This window comes from Nitrospirillum amazonense (assembly GCF_007828035.1).
Lineage (GTDB): Bacteria > Pseudomonadota > Alphaproteobacteria > Azospirillales > Azospirillaceae > Nitrospirillum > Nitrospirillum amazonense.
Map to the genome: position 1 here is coordinate 753,027 of NZ_VITV01000001.1, position 17,775 is coordinate 770,801.

16 protein-coding genes are annotated in these 17,775 nt (G+C 67.6%); 10 read left to right on the forward strand and 6 right to left on the reverse strand.

Annotated features, from left to right (window positions below; genetic code table 11):
• Window positions 1-243 precede the first annotated feature (243 nt).
• Complete coding sequence (locus tag FBZ87_RS03160) at window positions 244-1,539, forward strand: hypothetical protein (protein ID WP_145608892.1); 1,296 nt, start codon at window positions 244-246, stop codon at window positions 1,537-1,539.
• A gap of 136 nt (window positions 1,540-1,675) precedes the next feature.
• Here FBZ87_RS03160 and aceB read toward each other — a convergent pair whose 3' ends face one another.
• Both aceB and aceA read right to left on the reverse strand, forming a co-directional pair.
• Complete coding sequence (gene aceB / locus FBZ87_RS03165) at window positions 1,676-3,322, reverse strand: malate synthase A (protein ID WP_145608893.1); 1,647 nt, start codon at window positions 3,320-3,322, stop codon at window positions 1,676-1,678.
• A 339-nt stretch (window positions 3,323-3,661) separates the two neighbouring features.
• Window positions 3,662-4,951 carry an isocitrate lyase gene (gene aceA, locus FBZ87_RS03170; protein WP_145608894.1) on the reverse strand — a complete coding sequence of 430 codons (1,290 nt, stop codon included), beginning with the start codon at window positions 4,949-4,951 and terminating at the stop codon, window positions 3,662-3,664.
• Between the two features lie 364 nt (window positions 4,952-5,315).
• Here aceA and FBZ87_RS03175 point away from each other — a divergent pair, with 364 nt between their 5' ends.
• A complete protein-coding gene (locus tag FBZ87_RS03175) occupies window positions 5,316-6,755 on the forward strand; it encodes a helix-turn-helix domain-containing protein (protein ID WP_145608895.1) in 1,440 nt (479 codons plus the stop codon).
• A 101-nt stretch (window positions 6,756-6,856) separates the two neighbouring features.
• Window positions 6,857-7,375 (forward strand): hypothetical protein, encoded by a 519-nt coding sequence (locus tag FBZ87_RS03180; protein ID WP_145608896.1) that lies wholly within the window; start codon window positions 6,857-6,859, stop codon window positions 7,373-7,375.
• Between the two features lie 16 nt (window positions 7,376-7,391).
• Here FBZ87_RS03180 and FBZ87_RS29595 read toward each other — a convergent pair whose 3' ends face one another.
• Both FBZ87_RS29595 and FBZ87_RS03190 read right to left on the reverse strand, forming a co-directional pair.
• Window positions 7,392-8,027 carry a hypothetical protein gene (locus FBZ87_RS29595; RefSeq protein ID WP_145608897.1) on the reverse strand — a complete coding sequence of 212 codons (636 nt, stop codon included), beginning with the start codon at window positions 8,025-8,027 and terminating at the stop codon, window positions 7,392-7,394.
• Between the two features lie 41 nt (window positions 8,028-8,068).
• Window positions 8,069-8,599: a GNAT family N-acetyltransferase gene (locus FBZ87_RS03190; RefSeq protein WP_145608898.1), complete on the reverse strand. Its 531-nt coding sequence runs from the start codon at window positions 8,597-8,599 to the stop codon at window positions 8,069-8,071.
• A 188-nt stretch (window positions 8,600-8,787) separates the two neighbouring features.
• Between FBZ87_RS03190 and FBZ87_RS03195 the strand changes: the two genes are divergently transcribed.
• Window positions 8,788-10,104 carry a metal-dependent hydrolase family protein gene (locus FBZ87_RS03195; protein WP_145608899.1) on the forward strand — a complete coding sequence of 439 codons (1,317 nt, stop codon included), beginning with the start codon at window positions 8,788-8,790 and terminating at the stop codon, window positions 10,102-10,104.
• 37 nt (window positions 10,105-10,141) lie between these two features.
• Window positions 10,142-11,089: a phytanoyl-CoA dioxygenase family protein gene (locus FBZ87_RS03200; RefSeq protein WP_145608900.1), complete on the forward strand. Its 948-nt coding sequence runs from the start codon at window positions 10,142-10,144 to the stop codon at window positions 11,087-11,089.
• Here the strand turns inward: FBZ87_RS03200 and FBZ87_RS29065 are convergent.
• The gene (locus FBZ87_RS29065; RefSeq protein ID WP_186454544.1) at window positions 11,086-11,448 is read right to left on the reverse strand and encodes a VOC family protein; all 363 of its coding nucleotides are present in this window, start codon (window positions 11,446-11,448) and stop codon (window positions 11,086-11,088) included. The genes FBZ87_RS03200 and FBZ87_RS29065 overlap by 4 nt on opposite strands.
• 202 nt (window positions 11,449-11,650) lie before the next feature.
• Here FBZ87_RS29065 and FBZ87_RS03210 point away from each other — a divergent pair, with 202 nt between their 5' ends.
• The gene (locus tag FBZ87_RS03210) at window positions 11,651-12,709 is read left to right on the forward strand and encodes a DUF6624 domain-containing protein (RefSeq protein WP_186454545.1); all 1,059 of its coding nucleotides are present in this window, start codon (window positions 11,651-11,653) and stop codon (window positions 12,707-12,709) included.
• A 78-nt stretch (window positions 12,710-12,787) separates the two neighbouring features.
• On the opposite strand, the gene FBZ87_RS03215 is transcribed toward FBZ87_RS03210, so the two are convergent.
• A complete protein-coding gene (locus FBZ87_RS03215; protein WP_145608903.1) occupies window positions 12,788-13,267 on the reverse strand; it encodes a YchJ family protein in 480 nt (159 codons plus the stop codon).
• A 316-nt stretch (window positions 13,268-13,583) separates the two neighbouring features.
• On the opposite strand from FBZ87_RS03215, the gene FBZ87_RS03220 reads away from it, so the two are divergent.
• The 4 genes from FBZ87_RS03220 (at window position 13,584) to FBZ87_RS03230 (ending at window position 17,712) form a co-directional block, all read left to right on the forward strand.
• Complete coding sequence (locus FBZ87_RS03220) at window positions 13,584-13,991, forward strand: hypothetical protein (RefSeq protein WP_211106847.1); 408 nt, start codon at window positions 13,584-13,586, stop codon at window positions 13,989-13,991.
• 246 nt (window positions 13,992-14,237) lie between these two features.
• On the forward strand, window positions 14,238-14,375 hold the full coding sequence (locus FBZ87_RS29070; protein ID WP_157999424.1) for a hypothetical protein: 138 nt from the start codon (window positions 14,238-14,240) through the stop codon (window positions 14,373-14,375).
• Window positions 14,376-14,621: 246 nt separating this feature from the next.
• Window positions 14,622-15,902 carry a Bcr/CflA family multidrug efflux MFS transporter gene (locus FBZ87_RS03225; protein WP_246134208.1) on the forward strand — a complete coding sequence of 427 codons (1,281 nt, stop codon included), beginning with the start codon at window positions 14,622-14,624 and terminating at the stop codon, window positions 15,900-15,902.
• Between the two features lie 256 nt (window positions 15,903-16,158).
• On the forward strand, window positions 16,159-17,712 hold the full coding sequence (locus FBZ87_RS03230; RefSeq protein WP_186454546.1) for an efflux transporter outer membrane subunit: 1,554 nt from the start codon (window positions 16,159-16,161) through the stop codon (window positions 17,710-17,712).
• Window positions 17,713-17,775 lie beyond the last annotated feature (63 nt).

A 17,775-nucleotide genomic window follows, 5' to 3' on the forward strand; every position in this document is an offset into this window, starting at 1 on the left:
ACCCGCCGTTGCACACGCACGTCCGCCGACCACACCCATTGCCCAGAGCGCGGCCATGATATCAGCCGCCCCCAATGGCGGGTATGGATGGGGCCGGTACTGTCGTCTTTGTCGCAGGCGGGCTGTCCTGACGACATGCATCTCATGCGCGTGTTGAACGTAAAATACATACGTATTAATTGTATTTCCGCCTTCATATGGGACGCTCTTGATGGCGTCCTGCAATCAGCGGGAGTAAACGGGATGGTGACGACCTACGACGCGTGGCAGACCACCTTCTTCTTCAACAACATCGCCAACGACGCCGGCGGGCAGGACGTGACGGTGGACTTGGATAAGTCCTTGCCCAAAAACGCCGCCCTGCAGGCGGGCGCCACGGCGGCGGCGGCGCAGCTGACGGCCATCCTGACGACCGGCGTCGACAAGGCGATCAAGGCCGCTGGCTCGCAGCTGGGGGCCGACGACTGGACCGTGGTATGGGGCCCCCAGGTCCTGTGCATCAATCCGGTCGCATTAAGCGTCCGTTGGGAGGCGTCGCCGCCCACCGCCCGCTTCAACGCCGCCAACGCGCTATTCGTGGTCTACAGCCCCACGCTGGCCCGCTATGTCGTGGCCATCGCCGCCACCAACTTCAAATCCTTCTACGATTGGCTGAAGGAGGATTTCGCGGTGGCCACCGTGGTGGCCTGGGAAGGGGCCTTGCAGATGTGGAATGGCGGCACCAACGATACCCAGCCCAGCGCCCAGATTCCCTGCATCTCCATGGCGACGTACACCGGCATCACCAACCTGCTGGGCATCATCGACACCCAAATCACCCAGCAGACCTTGGTGGCTTTCCTCAAGGGGCTGACCCCGCCCGCCGGCACCACGCTGACCTTCACCGGCCACTCGCTGGCGGGCGCCCTGTCGCCGACGCTGGCCATGGCCTGTTTCGACCCCACCGCCGGCCTGCTGCAGGGCAGTTCGTGGACGGCCGGCGACGCCATGATCTACGCCACCGCCGGCGCCACCCCGGGCAATGCCCCCTTCGCGGCGCTGGTCAACGGCACCGGCTGGGCGGGCGCAGACCAGACGGGCAGCCAGCCCTGGCAGATCTGGAACCACGACATGTACAACAACGTGGATGTGGTGCCCCACGCCTGGGGGTCCGCCATGCTGGACGCGATTCCCGGCTATTACGGCACCTATTACGGTGCGCTGACCACCGACCTCATCACCCACCTCATCTCGCACGCCCGCGCCCATGCCAAGAAGGGGGAGGCCGTGGCCGGCCCCTACACCCCCATCAACAACCAGGCGCTGAATCCCGAGGGGCAGCCCGCCGCCTTTGACGAATTCGTCTCCAGCTACAAGGTGTCCGAGGGTGGCGGCGAGGTGATCGAATACCTGACCCCGGCCCAGGCCGCGGCGGTGTCGCCCCCGCCCACGGACAAGACGCAGGTGTCCTGGACCGAGCAGGTGCTGTTCCAGCACACCACGGCCTATGGCCAGCTGATCCTGCAGAACCCGCCCCAGCCGGTGAAGTTGCCGTCTTAAGGCCGAGGGGACCAAACGCCGAGGGGACCAAACAAGGAAAGCAGGCCAACAAGGAAGGCCGGCATCCATCCGGGCGCCGGCCTTTCCCCGCGGTCTTCGCCCTTTTGCTTGGGCGTTCCTCCCTCTCCCCGGGAACTCAGGAACCTGTCTCCATCAGCCGATCATAGGCCGGCAGGGTCAGGAATTCGGCGAAGCGGTGCTGGAACACCAGGTCGGAGAACAGGCGCGCCGCCTCCTCATGCCGGCTGTGGGCCAGGGCCACCTCCCCCACGCGGCCGATCCAGGCGGCCAGTTCCTCCTCGATGATGCGCTCCACCAGGGCATGGTCGATGGTGCGGCCGTCGTCCAGCTTGGCACCGTGGCGCAGCCATTGCCAAACCTGGGCGCGGCTGATCTCCGCCGTGGCGGCGTCCTCCATCAGATTGAACAGGGGCACGCAACCCTGGCCGCGCAGCCAGGCCTCGATGTAGCCGATGCCCACCGCCACGTTCTGGCGCAGGCCCGCCTCCGTGCGGGGGCCTTGGGGGATGGCCAGCAGATCCTCCGCCGTCACCCGCACGTCGTGGCAGGTGGCGTGGATCTGGTTGGGGGTGCGCATCAGGTCGTCGAACACCTCGCGCGCCACCGGCACCAGCGCCGGATGGGCCACCCAGGTGCCGTCATGGCCGTTGCGGGCCTCCCGCTCCTTGTCCGCCCGCACTTGGGCGAAGGCGCGGTCGTTGGCGACGGGATCGTCCTTCACCGGGATGTAGGCCGCCATGCCGCCAATGGCCGGGGCGCCGCGGCGGTGGCACGTCTTCACCGCCAGGCGGGAATAGGCGTTGAGGAAGGCCTTGTCCATGGTGACGGCCGCGCGATCGGGCAGCAGGGCGTCGGGATCGTTCCGGAACTTCTTGATGAAGCTGAAGATGTAGTCCCAGCGGCCGCAGTTCAGGCCGGCGGAATGGCACCGCAGCTCATACAGGATCTCGTCCATCTCGAAGGCCGCCAGGATGCTTTCGATCAGCACCGTCGCCTTGATGGTACCGGGGGGCAGATCCAGGCATTCCTGGGCGTGCAGGAAGACGTCGTTCCACAGGCGCGCCTCGGCCCGGCCCTCGATCTTGGGCAGGTAGAAATAGGGGCCGCTGCCCCGGGCCAGCAGTTCGCGGGCGTTGTGGAAGAAATAAAGGCCGAAGTCGAACAGCGCGGCCGACACGGGCCGGCCGTCGATCAGCACGTGCTTTTCCTCCAGGTGCCAGCCGCGGGGGCGGACCATCAGCACCGCGACCTTGTCATTCAGGGCATAGCTCTTGCCCGACACCGGATCGGTATGGGTGATGGTGCGGCGAATGGCGTCGCGCAGGTTGACTTGGCCATCCATGACGTTGGCCCAGGTGGGGGCGTTGCTGTCCTCGAAATCGGCCATGAACACCTGCGCGCCGGAATTCAGCGCGTTGATGATCATCTTGCGTTCGACGGGGCCGGTGATCTCCACCCGGCGGTCGCGCAGGTCGGCCGGCTGCGGCTCGACCGTCCATTCCTCGTGCCGGGCATAGCCGCAGGCGGGGTTGAAGGCCGGCTTCTCACCCGCGTCCAGACGGGCCTGGCGCTCCACCCGCTTTTCCAGCAGATAGCGCCGGCGCCAGCCGAAGCGGCGTTCCAGGTCGGCCACAAAGGCCAGGGCGGCGGGGGTCAGGAGGACATCATAGCCGGGCTTGGACGCGGCGCGGATCTCGATACGGCCTACCGGGGCATCCGGGGACAGGCGGGGGGCCGAGGGGGCGAGCAGAGCGTCAGGCATGATACCTCTCCCTTCAGATCAGGGGGCCTGTCGCGGATAGGCTCAGGCCCTCGGAGGCGGTGATGTAAGGGGGCAGGGGTGCGGCGGCGGGACGCTCCAGCGTCGTTCAAACCCCGTCGCCGCACCCTTGCCAGGGCAGGGGATGGAATGGGCCATCCCCTGCCGATCTCGTGGACGCGTTGGAATTCGGTGAAATCCGGAGGGAAATCCGGAGGGGAAAACCGGGCGGCGGCGGGACGCTCCAGCGTCGTTTATTCCCGCCGCCGCCCGAAGGGTGCTTCCAGGCGAACGGTGCGTCGGCCTTCCCTGGAAGTCACCCCGTTCCGGGGACGGAGACGATCAGTGGAACTGGTCGGTCTCGGTCGAGTCCTTCATGGCGGTGGTGCTGCTGGTGCCGCCGGTGATGGCCATGGACACGGCGTCGAAGTAGCCGGTGCCCACCTCGCGCTGGTGCTTCACCGCGGTGAAGCCGTGCTCCACGGCGGCGAATTCCTTCTGCTGCAACTCGGAGAAGGCGGCCATGCCGCGCTCCTTATAGCCGCGCGCCAGCTCGAAGGTGGCGTAGTTCAGCGAGTGGAAGCCCGCCAGGGTGATGAACTGGAACTTGTAACCCATGGCGCCCAGCTCTTGCTGGAAGCGGGCGATGGTCGCCTCGTCCAGGTTGGCGCGCCAGTTGAAGCTGGGCGAGCAGTTGTAGGCCAGCAGCTTGCCCGGGAACTGCTTGTGCACGGCCTCGGCGAAACGGCGGGCGTCATCCAGGTTCGGCTTGGACGTTTCCCACCACAGCAGGTCGGCATAGGGGGCGTAGGCCAGGCCGCGGGCGATGCAGTAATCGACGCCCATGCCCTTGCGGATGCGGAAGAAGCCTTCCGGCGTGCGGTCGTTGCGGTCGATGAAGGGATGGTCGCGCTCATCCACGTCGGATGTGATCAGCTGCGCGCTTTCCGCGTCGGTGCGGGCCACCACCAGGGTGCTGGTGCCGGAGACGTCGGCGCCCAGGCGGGCGGCGTTCAGGATGCGGATGAACTGCTGGATGGGGATCAGCACCTTGCCGCCCAGGTGGCCGCACTTCTTTTCCGACGCCAGCTGGTCCTCGAAATGGACGGCGGCGGCGCCGGCCTCGATCATGGACTTCATCAGCTCATGGGCGTTCAGCGGGCCGCCAAAGCCAGCCTCGGCGTCGGCGACGATGGGCACCATCCAGTTGATGTCGTCCTTGCCCTCGGAATGGGAAATCTGGTCGGCGCGCAGCAGGGCGTTGTTGATGCGCTTCACGACGCTGGGGACCGAGTTGGCCGGGTACAGGCTCTGGTCCGGGTACATCTGGCCCGCCAGGTTGGCGTCGGCCGCGACCTGCCAGCCGGACAGATAGATCGCCTCCAGGCCGGCCTTGGCCATCTGCACCGCCTGGTTGCCGGTGAAGGCGCCGAGGCTGTGGACATAGGGGCGGGTGTGCAACAGTTCCCACAGGCGGCGGGCGCCCAGTTCGGCCAGGGTGTATTCGATCTTCACCGTGCCGGACAGGCGCTTCACGTCCTCCATGGTGTAGTCGCGCTTCACACCGTCGAAGCGGCGGGCATGCAGCGCCTTCAGGTCGGTGGGGGTGGTGCCTTGATCCAGCGGAGCCATGATCGCCTAATTCCTTTCATTCAAGACGTCGGACGGCCTTTTGAGCGGGGTTGGAACCATGATGGTTCCGGCCGACCTTATGATGTTCCCGTGACCGCCGGCGTTTGCCTGTTTCGCACTGCGTCCGTCGCGTTCACTGCACTGCATTAGACTTGGCGATTTGGTAAACTGGATCAATAAGTCTTTGATTGAAAAGTGGTAACGATGTAATCTCTTGTAATGTCGGTAAGTGAAAACTTGTAAAGTTTGTAAATTCACTTACCCTTCCGGCGCAGTGCTGAAGGGGTGGGAACCAAGTGGCGGCAGGGCTAACACCCCGTCTGAACAGGCCGCCACGGGACCGGATGGGAGGGGGTGGCGGGCGATGGCGGAAAAGAAGGCGATGCTGGGCCACAAGGTACGCCGCCTGCGTCGCGACCTGCACCTGACCCAGGCCCAGATGGCGGAGATGCTGGCCATCTCCCCCTCCTATCTGAACCTGATCGAGGGCAATCAGCGGCCGCTGACCGTGGCGCTGCTGCTGAAGATCGGCCAGACCTTCGACGTTGACCTCGCCACCTTCGCCGAGGATGACGAGGTGCGGCTGGTGGCGGGCCTGCGCGAGGTGTTCGCCGACCCGCTGTTCGACCATAACGACATCAAGAACCAGGACATGAAGGAACTGGCGGCGGTCGCCCCCGGCCTGGGCCAGGCGGTCGTCACCCTTTACCGCGCCTATCTCGAGGCGCGGGAGGATATCCAGGCGCTGGCGGAAAAGGTGGATGACCGCGACCGCCAGCACCCCCAGGCGGCCGGCCAGCAGTTCGCCCAGGATGAGGTGGGGGAGTTCTTCCAGGACCAGAACAACCATTTTCCCGAGCTGGAGCTGGCGGCGGAAACGCTGTGGTTCGACGGGGACCTGGATTCGGCCGACCTCTATGGTTCCCTCGCCCGTTTCGTGCAGAAGGCCCACGGCCTGACGGTCAAGCTGATGCCGGTGGAGGTGATGGGCGAGACGGTGCGCCGCTACGACCGCCATTCCCGCCGCGTGCTGATCTCGGAAATGCTGCCGCCGGCGGGGCGCACCTTCCAGCTGGCGGTGCAGGTGGCCCTGATGCGCCACCGCGACCTGCTGTCGGCCACGGTGGAAAAGGCCACCATGGCCAGCGAGGACTCGCGTCAGCTGGCCCGCATCGTCCTGGCGGGCTACTTCGCCGCTGCCGTCATGATGCCCTATGGCCGCTTCCTGGAGGCGGCCAAGTCCGCCCGCTATGACATCGAGGTGCTGATGCACCGTTTCGTCGCCAGCTTCGAGCAGGTCTGCCACCGGCTGACGACCTTGCAGCGGCCGGGGGCCAAGGGCGTCCCCTTCTTCCTGGTGCGGGTGGATCCGGCGGGCAACATTTCCAAGCGGTTCAGCGCCGTGCCTGGCTTCCACATGGCCCGCTTCGGCGGCGGTTGCCCGCGCTGGACCGTGCACCAGGCCTTCCGCAACCCGGGCCAGATCCTGACTCAGCTGATGCGCATGCCGGACGGCACCAGCTATTTCGCCATTGCCCGCACCCTCAGCAAGGCCGGCGGGTGGAAAAGCGTGCCGCGCCAGTTCGCCCTCAGCCTGGGGTGCGAGGCGACGCAGGCGCACCAGCTGATCTATGCCGACGGCATCGACCTGGCCGGCGCGCAGGCCACGCCGGTCGGCACCAACTGCCGCCTGTGCCCGCGCCTGGACTGTACGCAGCGGGCCTTCCCGCCCTTGAACCACCGCCTGGTGGTGGATGAGAACATCCGGGGACTGTCCAGCTATATCGGGCCGCCCACCGGCTGACGGTCATATTAACGGCGGGCATCCATCCCATCCCCTTGCGTCCTTGCCGCCTAAGGCTGTAGGCGGCAGGGTGGCGCCGGATCGTCGTGGGGGAATGCATCATGCGCAGGTTGGCGGTGGGTATGGCCTTGGGCGCCATCGCGGGCGTGTCGATGGCCGCGTTCGCCGATCCGGCGCCGGGTCTGAAGCCCATGGCCTTTCTCGCCGGCCATTGCTGGAGGGGTGAATTCCCCGGCGGCCAGCGTACCGATACCCACTGCTTCGCCTGGCTGTATGAAGGCAAGGCCCTGCGCGACACCCACACGGTGCGCACGCCCGGCCAGCCGGACTATGTGGGCGAAACGACATACTATTGGGACCCGGCGGCCAAGCGGGTGGAATACCTCTACATCGAGAACCAGGGCGGCATCAGTCACGGCACGGTGACGGCCGAGGGCGGCGCCCTGGTCTTCCCCGCCACCCAGTATGTGGCGGAGGGCCAAGCCATGACCTATCGCGTGCGCTGGACCCCGCAAGGGACCGGCGATGGTGAGCCCGCATCATATGAGGCGTGGAGCGAGGCCCAGACCAAGGACGGCTGGTCCACCATGTTCAAGCTGGCGCTGAAGCGGCAGCCCTGACCTTGCCACCGCCGGATCAGTGGCTCTTGGGGGTTTCCAGCGCGCGGTCGGCCGCCGCCAGGGCGCCCTTGCCGGCCAAGGCCAGGACGATGACGTAGTTTTGATAGTGGCGCAGCCGTTCGATCAGGGTCTGGCGCTGGGCGGGGCTCATCTGGGCGGGATCGGTGCCGAACAGGCGCATGTCCTGCCATTCCGCCAGCTGCGCCTTCTCCTGCTCTGTGAACAGGCGGAAGCCGGCATAGGCTTCGGCGTAGCGGCGCACCTCGTCGTAGGGCAGTTCACCCAGGGCCTGGGTGGCGATGGCGGCATCCCAGCTTGCGCTGGACATCAGGTCCAGGCGGATGCCGGGGTACTTAAGCTCCGCGCCCGCTGTCCCTTTGCCTTGCTGCCAGGCGGTCAGCAGGGCGATGTCTTCCTCCGCCCGGCTACTGTGCCCGGCGACCTCGGCCATGACCTCCTGCACCGCCTTGCGATTCTCCGCCAGCTCGGCATGGAAGCTTTCCACCGCCTGCCGTGCCAATTCATGGCGATGATAGGCCTCCACCGCCTGTTCCAGGCCCAGCGCGATCAGGATGCCGATGGTGACCACGCCGATATGGATGGCGAAGTCCTTCAGGGATTGGATGGGGCCTTCCGGGGCGTGGATTTCCATGGGCGTGTTTCGCGTCTGGTCAGGATGGGAATGGGAAAGGGTCAGTTCAGGATTTTCTGCAGGAACACCAAATCCAACCAGCGGTCGAATTTGCGCCCCACTTGGGGCAGGCGCCCGGTCTCGCTGAAGCCATAGCGCTGGTGCAGGCGGATGCTGGTCAGGTTGCTGGCCTCTATCCCCGCGATCATGACATGCAGGCCGGTGGCCGTCGCCCGCGCCAGCAGGGCGGACAGCAGGGCGGTGCCGATGCCCCGGCCCCGCGCCGCCTCATCCACGTACAGCGAATTCTCCACCGTGTGCTGATAGCCGCTGCGGGCGCGGAACTCCCCATATGTGGCGAAGCCCAGCACCTCGCCCGGCGGCGCGTCGGGGCCGGGTGTGGCCACCAGCACGGGCTGTCCCTTGGACTGGCGCTCGGCCAGCCAGGCGGCACGCTCCGCCACCGAGGTGGGCTCCAGGCTCCATATCGCGGTGGTATGGACGATGGCCTCGTTCAGGATGGCCACGATTCGCGGCAGATCGGCGGCGTTGGCGTCGCGGATGTGGACGAAGGGGGACGGCGCGGCGGACATGGGCGTCGGACGGACCTCGGGTTCTCGCTTTGGTGGCACCGGTAAAACACATGAACGCGGCCCCTTTGGCAATGGCCGTTGCCGGACCGGGGCCGGGCCGGATACCGTTGCACCAAGGGCCGCCGCCGGAACGGGCGGCCCCACAAAGATGGGCGACCGGCAGAAAGGGCATGGGGATGAGGGGCTTGATGGGGACGTGCGCCGCGGTGGCGGCGCTGCTGGCGTCCACGGCGATGATGGTGGGCGCGCGGGCGGCCGAGGCGCCGCACGACACCGTGGTCTATGCCGGGGCGCTGATCGACGGCGTCACCTTCACCCTCCGCCGCCAGGTCACCATCGTGGTGCACGAGGGCAAGGTGGCGGCGGTGGAGGCCGGCTACGTCGCCCATCCCGGCGCCACGGTCGTCGACCTGAAGGACCAGACGGTGCTGCCGGGCCTGATCGACTGTCACGTCCACATCTCGTCCAAGCTGCCCAGCCAGGCCAACGCGGTGGAGGACATGATGACCCACACCGCCGTGGACGCGGTGCTGGACGGCGCCATCTTCGCCCGCGCCATGCTGCTGCAGGGCTTCACCAGCGCGCGCGACGTAGGCGGCGGGGACGACACGGTGTCGCTGCGCAACGCTATCAATGACGGCAAGGTGCCGGGCCCGCGCCTGTGGGTGTCGCTGGAACCGCTGGGCCCCACCGGTGGCCATGGCGACCCGTCCAACGGCTTCGACTCCCGCCTGCACCATCCCGACTGGCAGAACGGCATCGTTGATACGCCGGACATGGCCCGGCTGCGGGTGCGGGAGCATCACAAGCGGGGCGCCGACGTCATCAAGATCATGCCGTCGGGCGGCATCGCCAGCACCGGCGACGACCCCCGCGCCCAACTGATGACGAATGAGGAGATCAAGGCCGCCATCGACACCGCCCACGCGCTGGGCATGAAGGTGGCGGCCCACACCTACCCCGCCCAGGCCATCATCAACACAGTGAACGCCGGCGTCGATTCCATCGAGCACGGTTCCTTCGCCGATGCCGACGCGGTGAAGGCCATGAAGGCCCACGGCACCTACCTGGTGCCGACGCTGACCGTCTACGACGTGTTCATGAAGGCGGCGCAGGAACATCCTGAGCTGCTGCCCCCCGGCACGGCGGAAAAGGAACTGGCCAACGACGCGATCCCGAAGCGCAACCTGCCGCTGGCCTACAAGGCGGGGGTGAAGATCGCCTACGGCACCGACATCGGCGAGGGCGACCACGCCCGGGAATTCGCCCTGCTGGCCGAGGCGGGCGTGACCCCGGCCGACGCGCTGGCCTTCGCCACCCGCAATGCCGCCGACCTGATCGGTGCCACGGACCGCATCGGCACGGTGCAGCCGGGCCGCTATGCCGACCTGATCGCCGTGACCGGCGATCCGCTGAGCCATCTGGAGTTGATGGAACAGGTGCGGTTTGTCATGAAGGGGGGCGTGGTCTACAAGGCCGATGGCCGCCCCGTCCTGCTGCCCTGAGCGCGGGCGGAACCAGACGGTGAAGGGGGAACAAGCGGTGACGGGATCTCGGGAGGGCGACATCAGTTTGGTGGAGCGCTGGCGTACCCGCATCCCCTCCTGGCGCGTCTTCCTGGAACGGGCGCAAATCGACCGGCGGCTGGCCATCTATGACCTGCTGCCCATGATCTGGACGCCTCGGGCGCGTGATGTCGCCGCCGCCGTCGTGGCCTTCTTCCAGCCCAAGTCGCCTTGGCCTCGGCCCACGAACCAGGCCCGGTCCTGGGCGCGCGACTTGGCCTGGCAGGGCCTGGTGCCCCTGCCGGCCCTGGATGGCGAGGTGGCGGCGGAGATCCGCGCCTATTTCCAGGGTGTGCGGTGCAGCGACCCTTTCCGGCCCCACCTGGGGACCTTCCCCTGGGATCAGCCGGCCAGCGATGAGACCAACATGGGCTATTACGCGGTACAGGACATCCTGGCCGCCCCCCATGTGCTGGCGCTGCTGAACGATCCCACCATCCTGGACGTGGCGGAACTGTACCTGGGCTGCAAGCCGGTGCTGGACAACATCGGCTGCTGGTGGTCCTACGGCGACCGTCCGTCGGCCAAGGGCACTCAGCGCTATCATCGCGACTGGGACTCGCTGAAGGGCTTCAAGCTGTTCTTCTACCTGACCGACGTGGGGGAGGAGGACGGCCCCCATGTCTTTGTGCGTGGCAGTCACCGCGACCCCCGCCTGGCGGTGGGCAAAGCCTTGTCGGACGAGGTGGTGCACCGTGTCTTCGGCGCCGACAAGGTGGCGACGGTGACCGGGCCGGCCGGCACCCGCTTCCTGGCTGATACCTTCGGCTTCCACAAGGGGCAGCTGCCCCGCGGCGGCCGCCGCCTGATCCTGACGGCCCAGTACAACGTCCACTCCTCCCCCCATACGCCGCGCCAGCCCTGGCTGCCCCGCGACAGCCATTTCGACCCGGACGTGAACCGGCGGGTGATGAAGCGGCGCTAGCGCTGCTGGAAGATGAAGGTGTTGCCGCTGGGATCGTCGATATAGACCTCGCGCGTGCCCCAGGTCTGATCCAGTGGCCCCTCATGCACCGGTGAATTCGCTCTCGTCGGTACCACCAGGCCACGCGCCGTGAAGGATGCGAACAGCCCGTCGACATCGTCACAGAGAACGATGGTCGACGCGCGGCCGTATCGCCCGTCCGGGGTGAGGTTGAGGTGCAATTCGTCCATGCCCCTGTTCAGAAGGGCGTAAAATGGCGCTTCTGCCGGAAAGCTCCGGACCAGGTTGAAGTCGAGCACCTGGGTGAGGAACGTCAGCGCCTCCGCCATGTCCCGCACGATAAGCACAGGGATAAGCATGGGCCCATCTCCTCGCCTGGTTTTATCGTCCGCGACGGTCGCATGAAAAGCGAACTGCCAGCAAGCGTCGGACGGGTTACCCGCCCCGTGACAGCCATGTCGGCCCAAAGTCCGAAGACGGGACGAAGCGACGTTAGGACGCGCCGGGTACCGCAGGCGCTGATAGTATAAGCAACGGCATATTCCATTTGTGGGGGGCGCGATGCGGCGTGGATGCGGTGGCGTTTTGCTGGCTATGGGCGTGATGCTGGCGGTGGCGCCGGCCGGTGCGGTCTTCATCCAGCCCCAGACCACCGGGTCTTTGGCTCAGGCGGCGCCTCAGGCCGCGGCCTACATGGCACGGTCGCAGGCGGCGTTGGACGACCACACCTGCGACCCGGCCGAAATCGTCTGCGCCGTGGGGATCGCCGCCTTCGCCACGACCGCCGTTTTCACGGTCAGCCATGCGGCGTGCGATGACGCCGCCTGTGAAACGGAACGCGCGGCCCTGGTGTCCAATTATCGCAACCAGGTGGAGGCCATCCGCGCCCGGATCGCCCACGACAACACGTTTTTGGCGCAGGGCCCTGGCGGTGGGCAAGGTTCCGTGGGCATGGTCGATGGCCTTCGGGCCCGCGGCGACATGCCCAGCAAGGCGCAGGTGGACTCGCTGCTGGTCCGGGCGCAGACGGCTCTAAACGCCGACGCTTGCCCGCTTACCGCCCCAGCCTGCGTGGAAGGTGAGCTGTGGCTGATCTGGGACATGGACCAGATGGTCCGCGCCTTCCCTAATTGTAACACCTTGCCCAGGGTGGAGGTGCAGGCCTGCTGGCAGGCGCTGGGCCCGCGCATGCGGGCGGCTGACACCTATGATCGCCGGCGGCTGCGACGGCTCATGGACGCGGTCGGCTGGCCGGCCGAGGTTGACTGGGGGCGTCGCGCGGCGACGGGGGCGTGGCTGGTGGCGCAGCACTCGGGCCGCACCGATCCCGACCTTCAGGCGGCCGTGTTGGTTGCAGTCAAAGCGGCGGTTGACGCGGGGAAGAGCCCGGCGGTGCAATACGCCTATCTGTTCGATCGCAACGCCGTGTCCAACCAGCACCCGCAACTGTACGGCACCCAGGGACGGTGCGACCCCGCCACCAAAACCTGGGTCATGAGCGAGGTCAGTGATCCCGATGGGCTGGCGGCGCGCCGCGCCGCCCTGGGCCTCGACCCCATGGCGCTTTACCAACAGCAATCCGACCGGTTCTGCCGGGGCGGCAGGGAGGACGACGACTGAACCCGATCCTCATGGCTGGAATCGAAACCCCCGCCGGGCTTCGCCTGGCGGGGGGCAATCGCGTGAACGCCAGGCGGCTCAGGCGCCGTGGCACTTCTTATACTTCTTGCCGCTGCCGCAGGGGCAGGGGTCGTTGCGGCCGACCTTCTCCGCCGTGCGCGGGCGTGGGCCCATGGCGCCGTCGACATAGTACCAGCGGCCGTCGCGCTTCTCGAAGCGGCTGGTCTCGTGGTGCAGGTAGTCCTTGCCCTCGAAGTTGAAGCGGGCGACGAACTCCACCTTGCCGGTATCGTCCTCGGGGCCGCCGGCCTCGGTCCACCGCACTTCCAGGCCCTGCCACGTGCTGTCGCGGGCCCACTGCTCGGTCTCTTCGCGGTTGAAGTCCTCCGCCGTCTCCGGCAGCAGGGTGCTCTGCAGGTAGTCAATGTTGTGCACGATGAAGGCGGAATAGCGCGAGCGCATCAGCGCCTCGGCCGTGGGCGGCAGGGCGGTGCCCGCGTGATAGGGGCCGCAGCAATCTTCATAGGCGCGGGCGCTGCCGCAATGGCACTGGCTCATCGTCGTGATGTCTCAAGGCTGAAAGAAGGGGTATCTGTGCTGCCAGATACCGCAAACCGTCGCCGGACACCAGTGCGCAGGCCGCGCCACCGCTTTCCCGCCACCGTTGGCGGGCAACCATCGGCCGCAACCCTGCGCGCATGGGCGGCACGCCAGCCTTGCGGCGCCCGGGTCTTGCGGCGGCGGGGCCGAGCGCTCATTTGCTTGATGTAACAGGATGTGTGCCCGGGTCGCATGCCGGGGCCGACCACCGCCGATCCCAGGGCCGACCCCATCCTCGCCCGCCGCACGATCCCCCTCAGGGAGTGCACGAACCATGTCCTTGCCTGGCAACACCGCGCTGACGACCGGGCCATCCACGGCCCCGAAACGCCGCTGGCCCTTCCTGGCGTTGAAAGGCCTGGCGGCTGGCGCGGCGCTTCTGGCCCTGTCGGGCTGCGTGGCCGACGGCTACTACGCCACGCCGGTCTATTCGGGCCCCTACGCCTATTCCACCTACCCTTACTACGACGGCTACGGCTATTACGGCGCCTATCCTTATTACGTCGGCATCGGCGGCTATTACCCGTATTACGGCTGGGGCCATGGTTACTGGCATGGCCACTACGGGGGCTGGTCTGGCGGCCACTGGGGAGGCGGCCACTGGGGAGGCGGCCACTGGGGTGGTGGTCATTGGGGCGGTGGTCACTGGGGCGGACACGGCGGCGGGTTCGTCCACCACTGACCCCGTCCCCAGGCGGGAAGCATCGGCATAAGCATTTGCGGGCTTGCCAGGCGCCCGGTCCAGCGATGGGCCGGGCGTTCTGCTGCGCACTCCGCGGCGCTTTCCCTGCGTCAGCGTGCCACGGCATGAACCCGATCATGCCCAGCAGCCGCCGTCTTGTTGTCGCATTTGGCTGCCAGATTTTTCCCATGCCGATAGCCCCACGGGACACGCCCAGGGCGCGGCCCGATAGTCCGGAGATACATCATGTCTGATCGATCCCGTTCCATTCTGACCCGGCTGGTCCTGGCCGGGATGGTGCTGGCCGGACTGTCCGGCTGCGTGATTGAGGAACGTCCTTATCACCACCACTATTGGCATCACGATTATTACGACCACTATTAAGCCAATCGGGCGCCGACGTCGGGCGCCGGATGCGATCGCGAAAGGCCGGAGGCGCCGGGGAACCGGGGGCTCCGGCCTTTATTTTGGGAATGTCTATTGGGGGAAACGGTGGTGGCGCCGCCCGTCGTCCGGCGCGGGGCTGATCCGCACAAAGGCCGGATTGGTTAGCGCCCCGGCTGTGGCCATCATTGTTGCACATGCTCAATGGCGTGGTTGGGGGCGGGCGCACCGCTCAAGGAGCTGAAGGTGGCGGTGGAACAGGTGGCCTCGGGATCGGCGATCGCCGGCGGCGCGTCGATGGGGGGCTCTGCGGTCTCGGGGGCCGTGGATGCGGGCAGGCGCCGGGGCGCTGGGCTGCTGACGCAGCGTGGCGTGGGCTTTGTCGCCATGCTGGCCATGCTGATGTCCTTCGGCTCCATGTCGGTCGACATGTACCTTCCGGCCATGCCGCAGATCGCCCGGGACCTGGGGGTCACGCAGGCCGGGGTTGAATCGTCGCTCACCGCCTTCTTCCTGGCCTTCGGCCTGTGCCAGCTGTTCTGGGGGCCTCTGGGCGACCGTTTCGGCCGCCGCGGGCCTATCCTGGTGGGGATCCTGCTGTATCTGGCGGGCAGCGCCGGCTGCGCCGCCGCGCAGGACATCACCACCCTCAGCCTGTGCCGCGCCATCCAGGCGGCGGGCGCCGGCGCCGCGCCGGTTCTGGCCCGCGCCATGGTGCGCGACGTGTTCGACCGTGACCGCGCCGCCAGCGTCTTCTCCATGATGATGCTGGTCATGGGCATCGCCCCCATGGCCGCCCCGCTGCTGGGCGGCCAGGTGCTGGCCTACCTGGACTGGCGGGCCATCTTCTGGGTGCAGGCGGGCTTCGGCTTGGTGGCCATGGTGGGCCTGATCAGCCAGCATGAGACCCTGAACCCGGCCTTGCGGGCGCGGTCCAACGGGCTGGCCCAGCTGCGCAGCTATGGCCAGCTGATGATCAGCGGCCGTTTCCTGGGCTACGCCCTGACGTCCGCGATGATCTATGGCGGCATGTTCGCCTACATCGCCGGCACGCCCTTCGTGTACATCGACTATTTCCAGGTGCCCGCCCGTCTGTACGGCCTGCTGTTCGGCCTCAACATCGTCGGCATGATCATCGTCAACATGATCAACAGCCGGTTGGTGCTGCGCCTGGGCACGGATCGCCTGCTGGCCTGGGGATCGGCCTGCATTGCCCTGTTCGGCATCGGTCTCGCCATCGCCGGCCACACCGGCGCGGGTGGCTTGTGGGGCATCGTCGCGGGCCTGTTCCTGTTCATGGCCTTCACCGGCCTGATCGGCGCCAATGCCACGGCGGGCGCCCTGGCCTCATACCCGCACATGGCGGGCACGGCCTCGGCCCTCATGGGGTCAACCCAGTTCGTCACCGGCGCCGTGGTCGGCACCCTGGTGGGCTGGCTGGCCGACGGCACGCCCTGGCCCATGGCCGCCATCATCGGCGGCGTGGGTGTGCTGGGTTTCGTCTTCAACCGCCTGCTGATCCGCTGAACGCAACAGTGGCATGCGCCACTATTGTGCGCCCGCGTTAATCCATGTGCGCCGCGTCACTGAGACGCGATCGGGGTTTGCCTTAAACAACGGCACGATTGCACCGGGTCGGGTGCGCGGGGCAGGGGCGGGGGGCCAACCCGATCGGCCTGGCGCACGCCGCTTCCCTCTGACACGCGTCCTATCTGCCCAGCCCCTGCGCCGTTTCCGCGCGCGAGGGGCACGAAACCGTTTTGCCGGATCGAAGGTTTCCACGATGTCCACGTCGCGTACCCTTGCTTCCACCTCCTGGTTCCGCCGCCTCGCCACCCGTCGCCTGGCCGTCGCCTTCCTGCCGCTGATGCTGGCGGCCTGCGCGCTGGACGGGGAAACCCCGGCCGACCCGGCCAAGTCCCTGGTGATGCCGTCTCACTGGGATGCCACCTCCACCCAGGGCGGTGCGAAGGACGGCACCACCCAGACGGTGGCCGTCACCACCGACGCCGCCGCTTGGCCGACGACCGATTGGTGGTCGGGTTTCAACTCGCCGGAACTGACCCAGCTGCTGGCACAGGCCCGCGCCGACAATCCCGACCTGGGCGCCGCCGCTGCCCGCATCGCCCAGGCCGAGGCCCAGGCGGAAATCTCCGGCGCCTCGCTGTGGCCCAGCGTGCAGCTGGGGCTGAGCAGCACCCGCTCCGGCAGCCGTAACATCAAGGGCTCGGCCGCCGCCGGCCTGAACGGCGCCGTGCCGCTGAGCGACTACGCCGGCAACGTGCACCAGGCCTCGCTGTCCGCCAGCTATGAGATCGACTTCTGGGGCAAGAACCGCGCCACCCGCGACAGCGCCCAGTTCAGCCTGGACGCCAGCCGCTTCGACAGCGAGACGGTGGCCCTGTCGCTCAGCAGCAACGTGGCCGCGACCTACTTCCAGATCCTGGCGATCCGCGACCGCCTGGCGGTCGCGCGCGGCAACCTGGAAAATGCCGAGCATGTGCTGTCCCTGATCGATGCCCGCGTGCAGGCCGGCGCCGACAGCCAGCTGGACCTGGTGCAGCAGCGCTCCATCGTCGCCACCCAGCGCGCCGCCGTCCCGGCCCTGGAGCAGCAGGAACGCACCCAGCTGAACGCCCTGGCCATCCTGCTGGGCCGCGCGCCCGAAGGCTTCACTGTGCAGGCCAAGGGCTTGGCCGACGTGCAGCCGCCGGCGCTGGGCACCGGCGTGCCGGCCGAACTGCTGACCCGCCGCCCCGACATCCGTTTTGCCGAGGCGCAGCTGGCCGCCGCCGGTGCCGACATCAAGGTGGCGCGCACCCAGATGCTGCCGTCCGTCACCCTGAACGCCAGCACGGGCGTCGAGGCGGCGACCCTGGCCCACCTGGTGAACGCCCCCACCCTGCTGTTCAGCCTGGGCGGCGAGATCGCGCAGAGCCTGTTCTCCGGCGGCCGTCTGGAGGGCCAGGTGCACCAGGCCGAGGGCCGGCACCGGGAGCTGGCGGAGGATTACCGCAAGGCCGCGCTGTCCGCGCTGTCCGACGTGGAAAGCGCCGTCTACTCCATCGACCGCTACCAGGACCAGTACGGCCTGCAGAAGGACGCCGTGGCCCAGAGCCAGCGGGCCTTCGAACTGGCCGAGGATCGCTACCGCGGCGGCCTGACCGACCTGCAGACCCTGCTGGACACCCAGCGCACCCTGCTGTCCACCCAGGACACCCTGGCCCAGGTGAAGCTGTCGCGGGTGCAGGCCAGCGTCAGCCTGTTCAAGGCGCTGGGCGGCGGCTGGCAGGACGACGGCAGCAGCTTCCTGTCGCAGGCCAAGGCAGCGCGCTGATCCCAGCCCGCTTGAGTCTCAAGGAAAGCCCGCCCCGGCGCCGGCCAGGGCGGGTTTTCTATT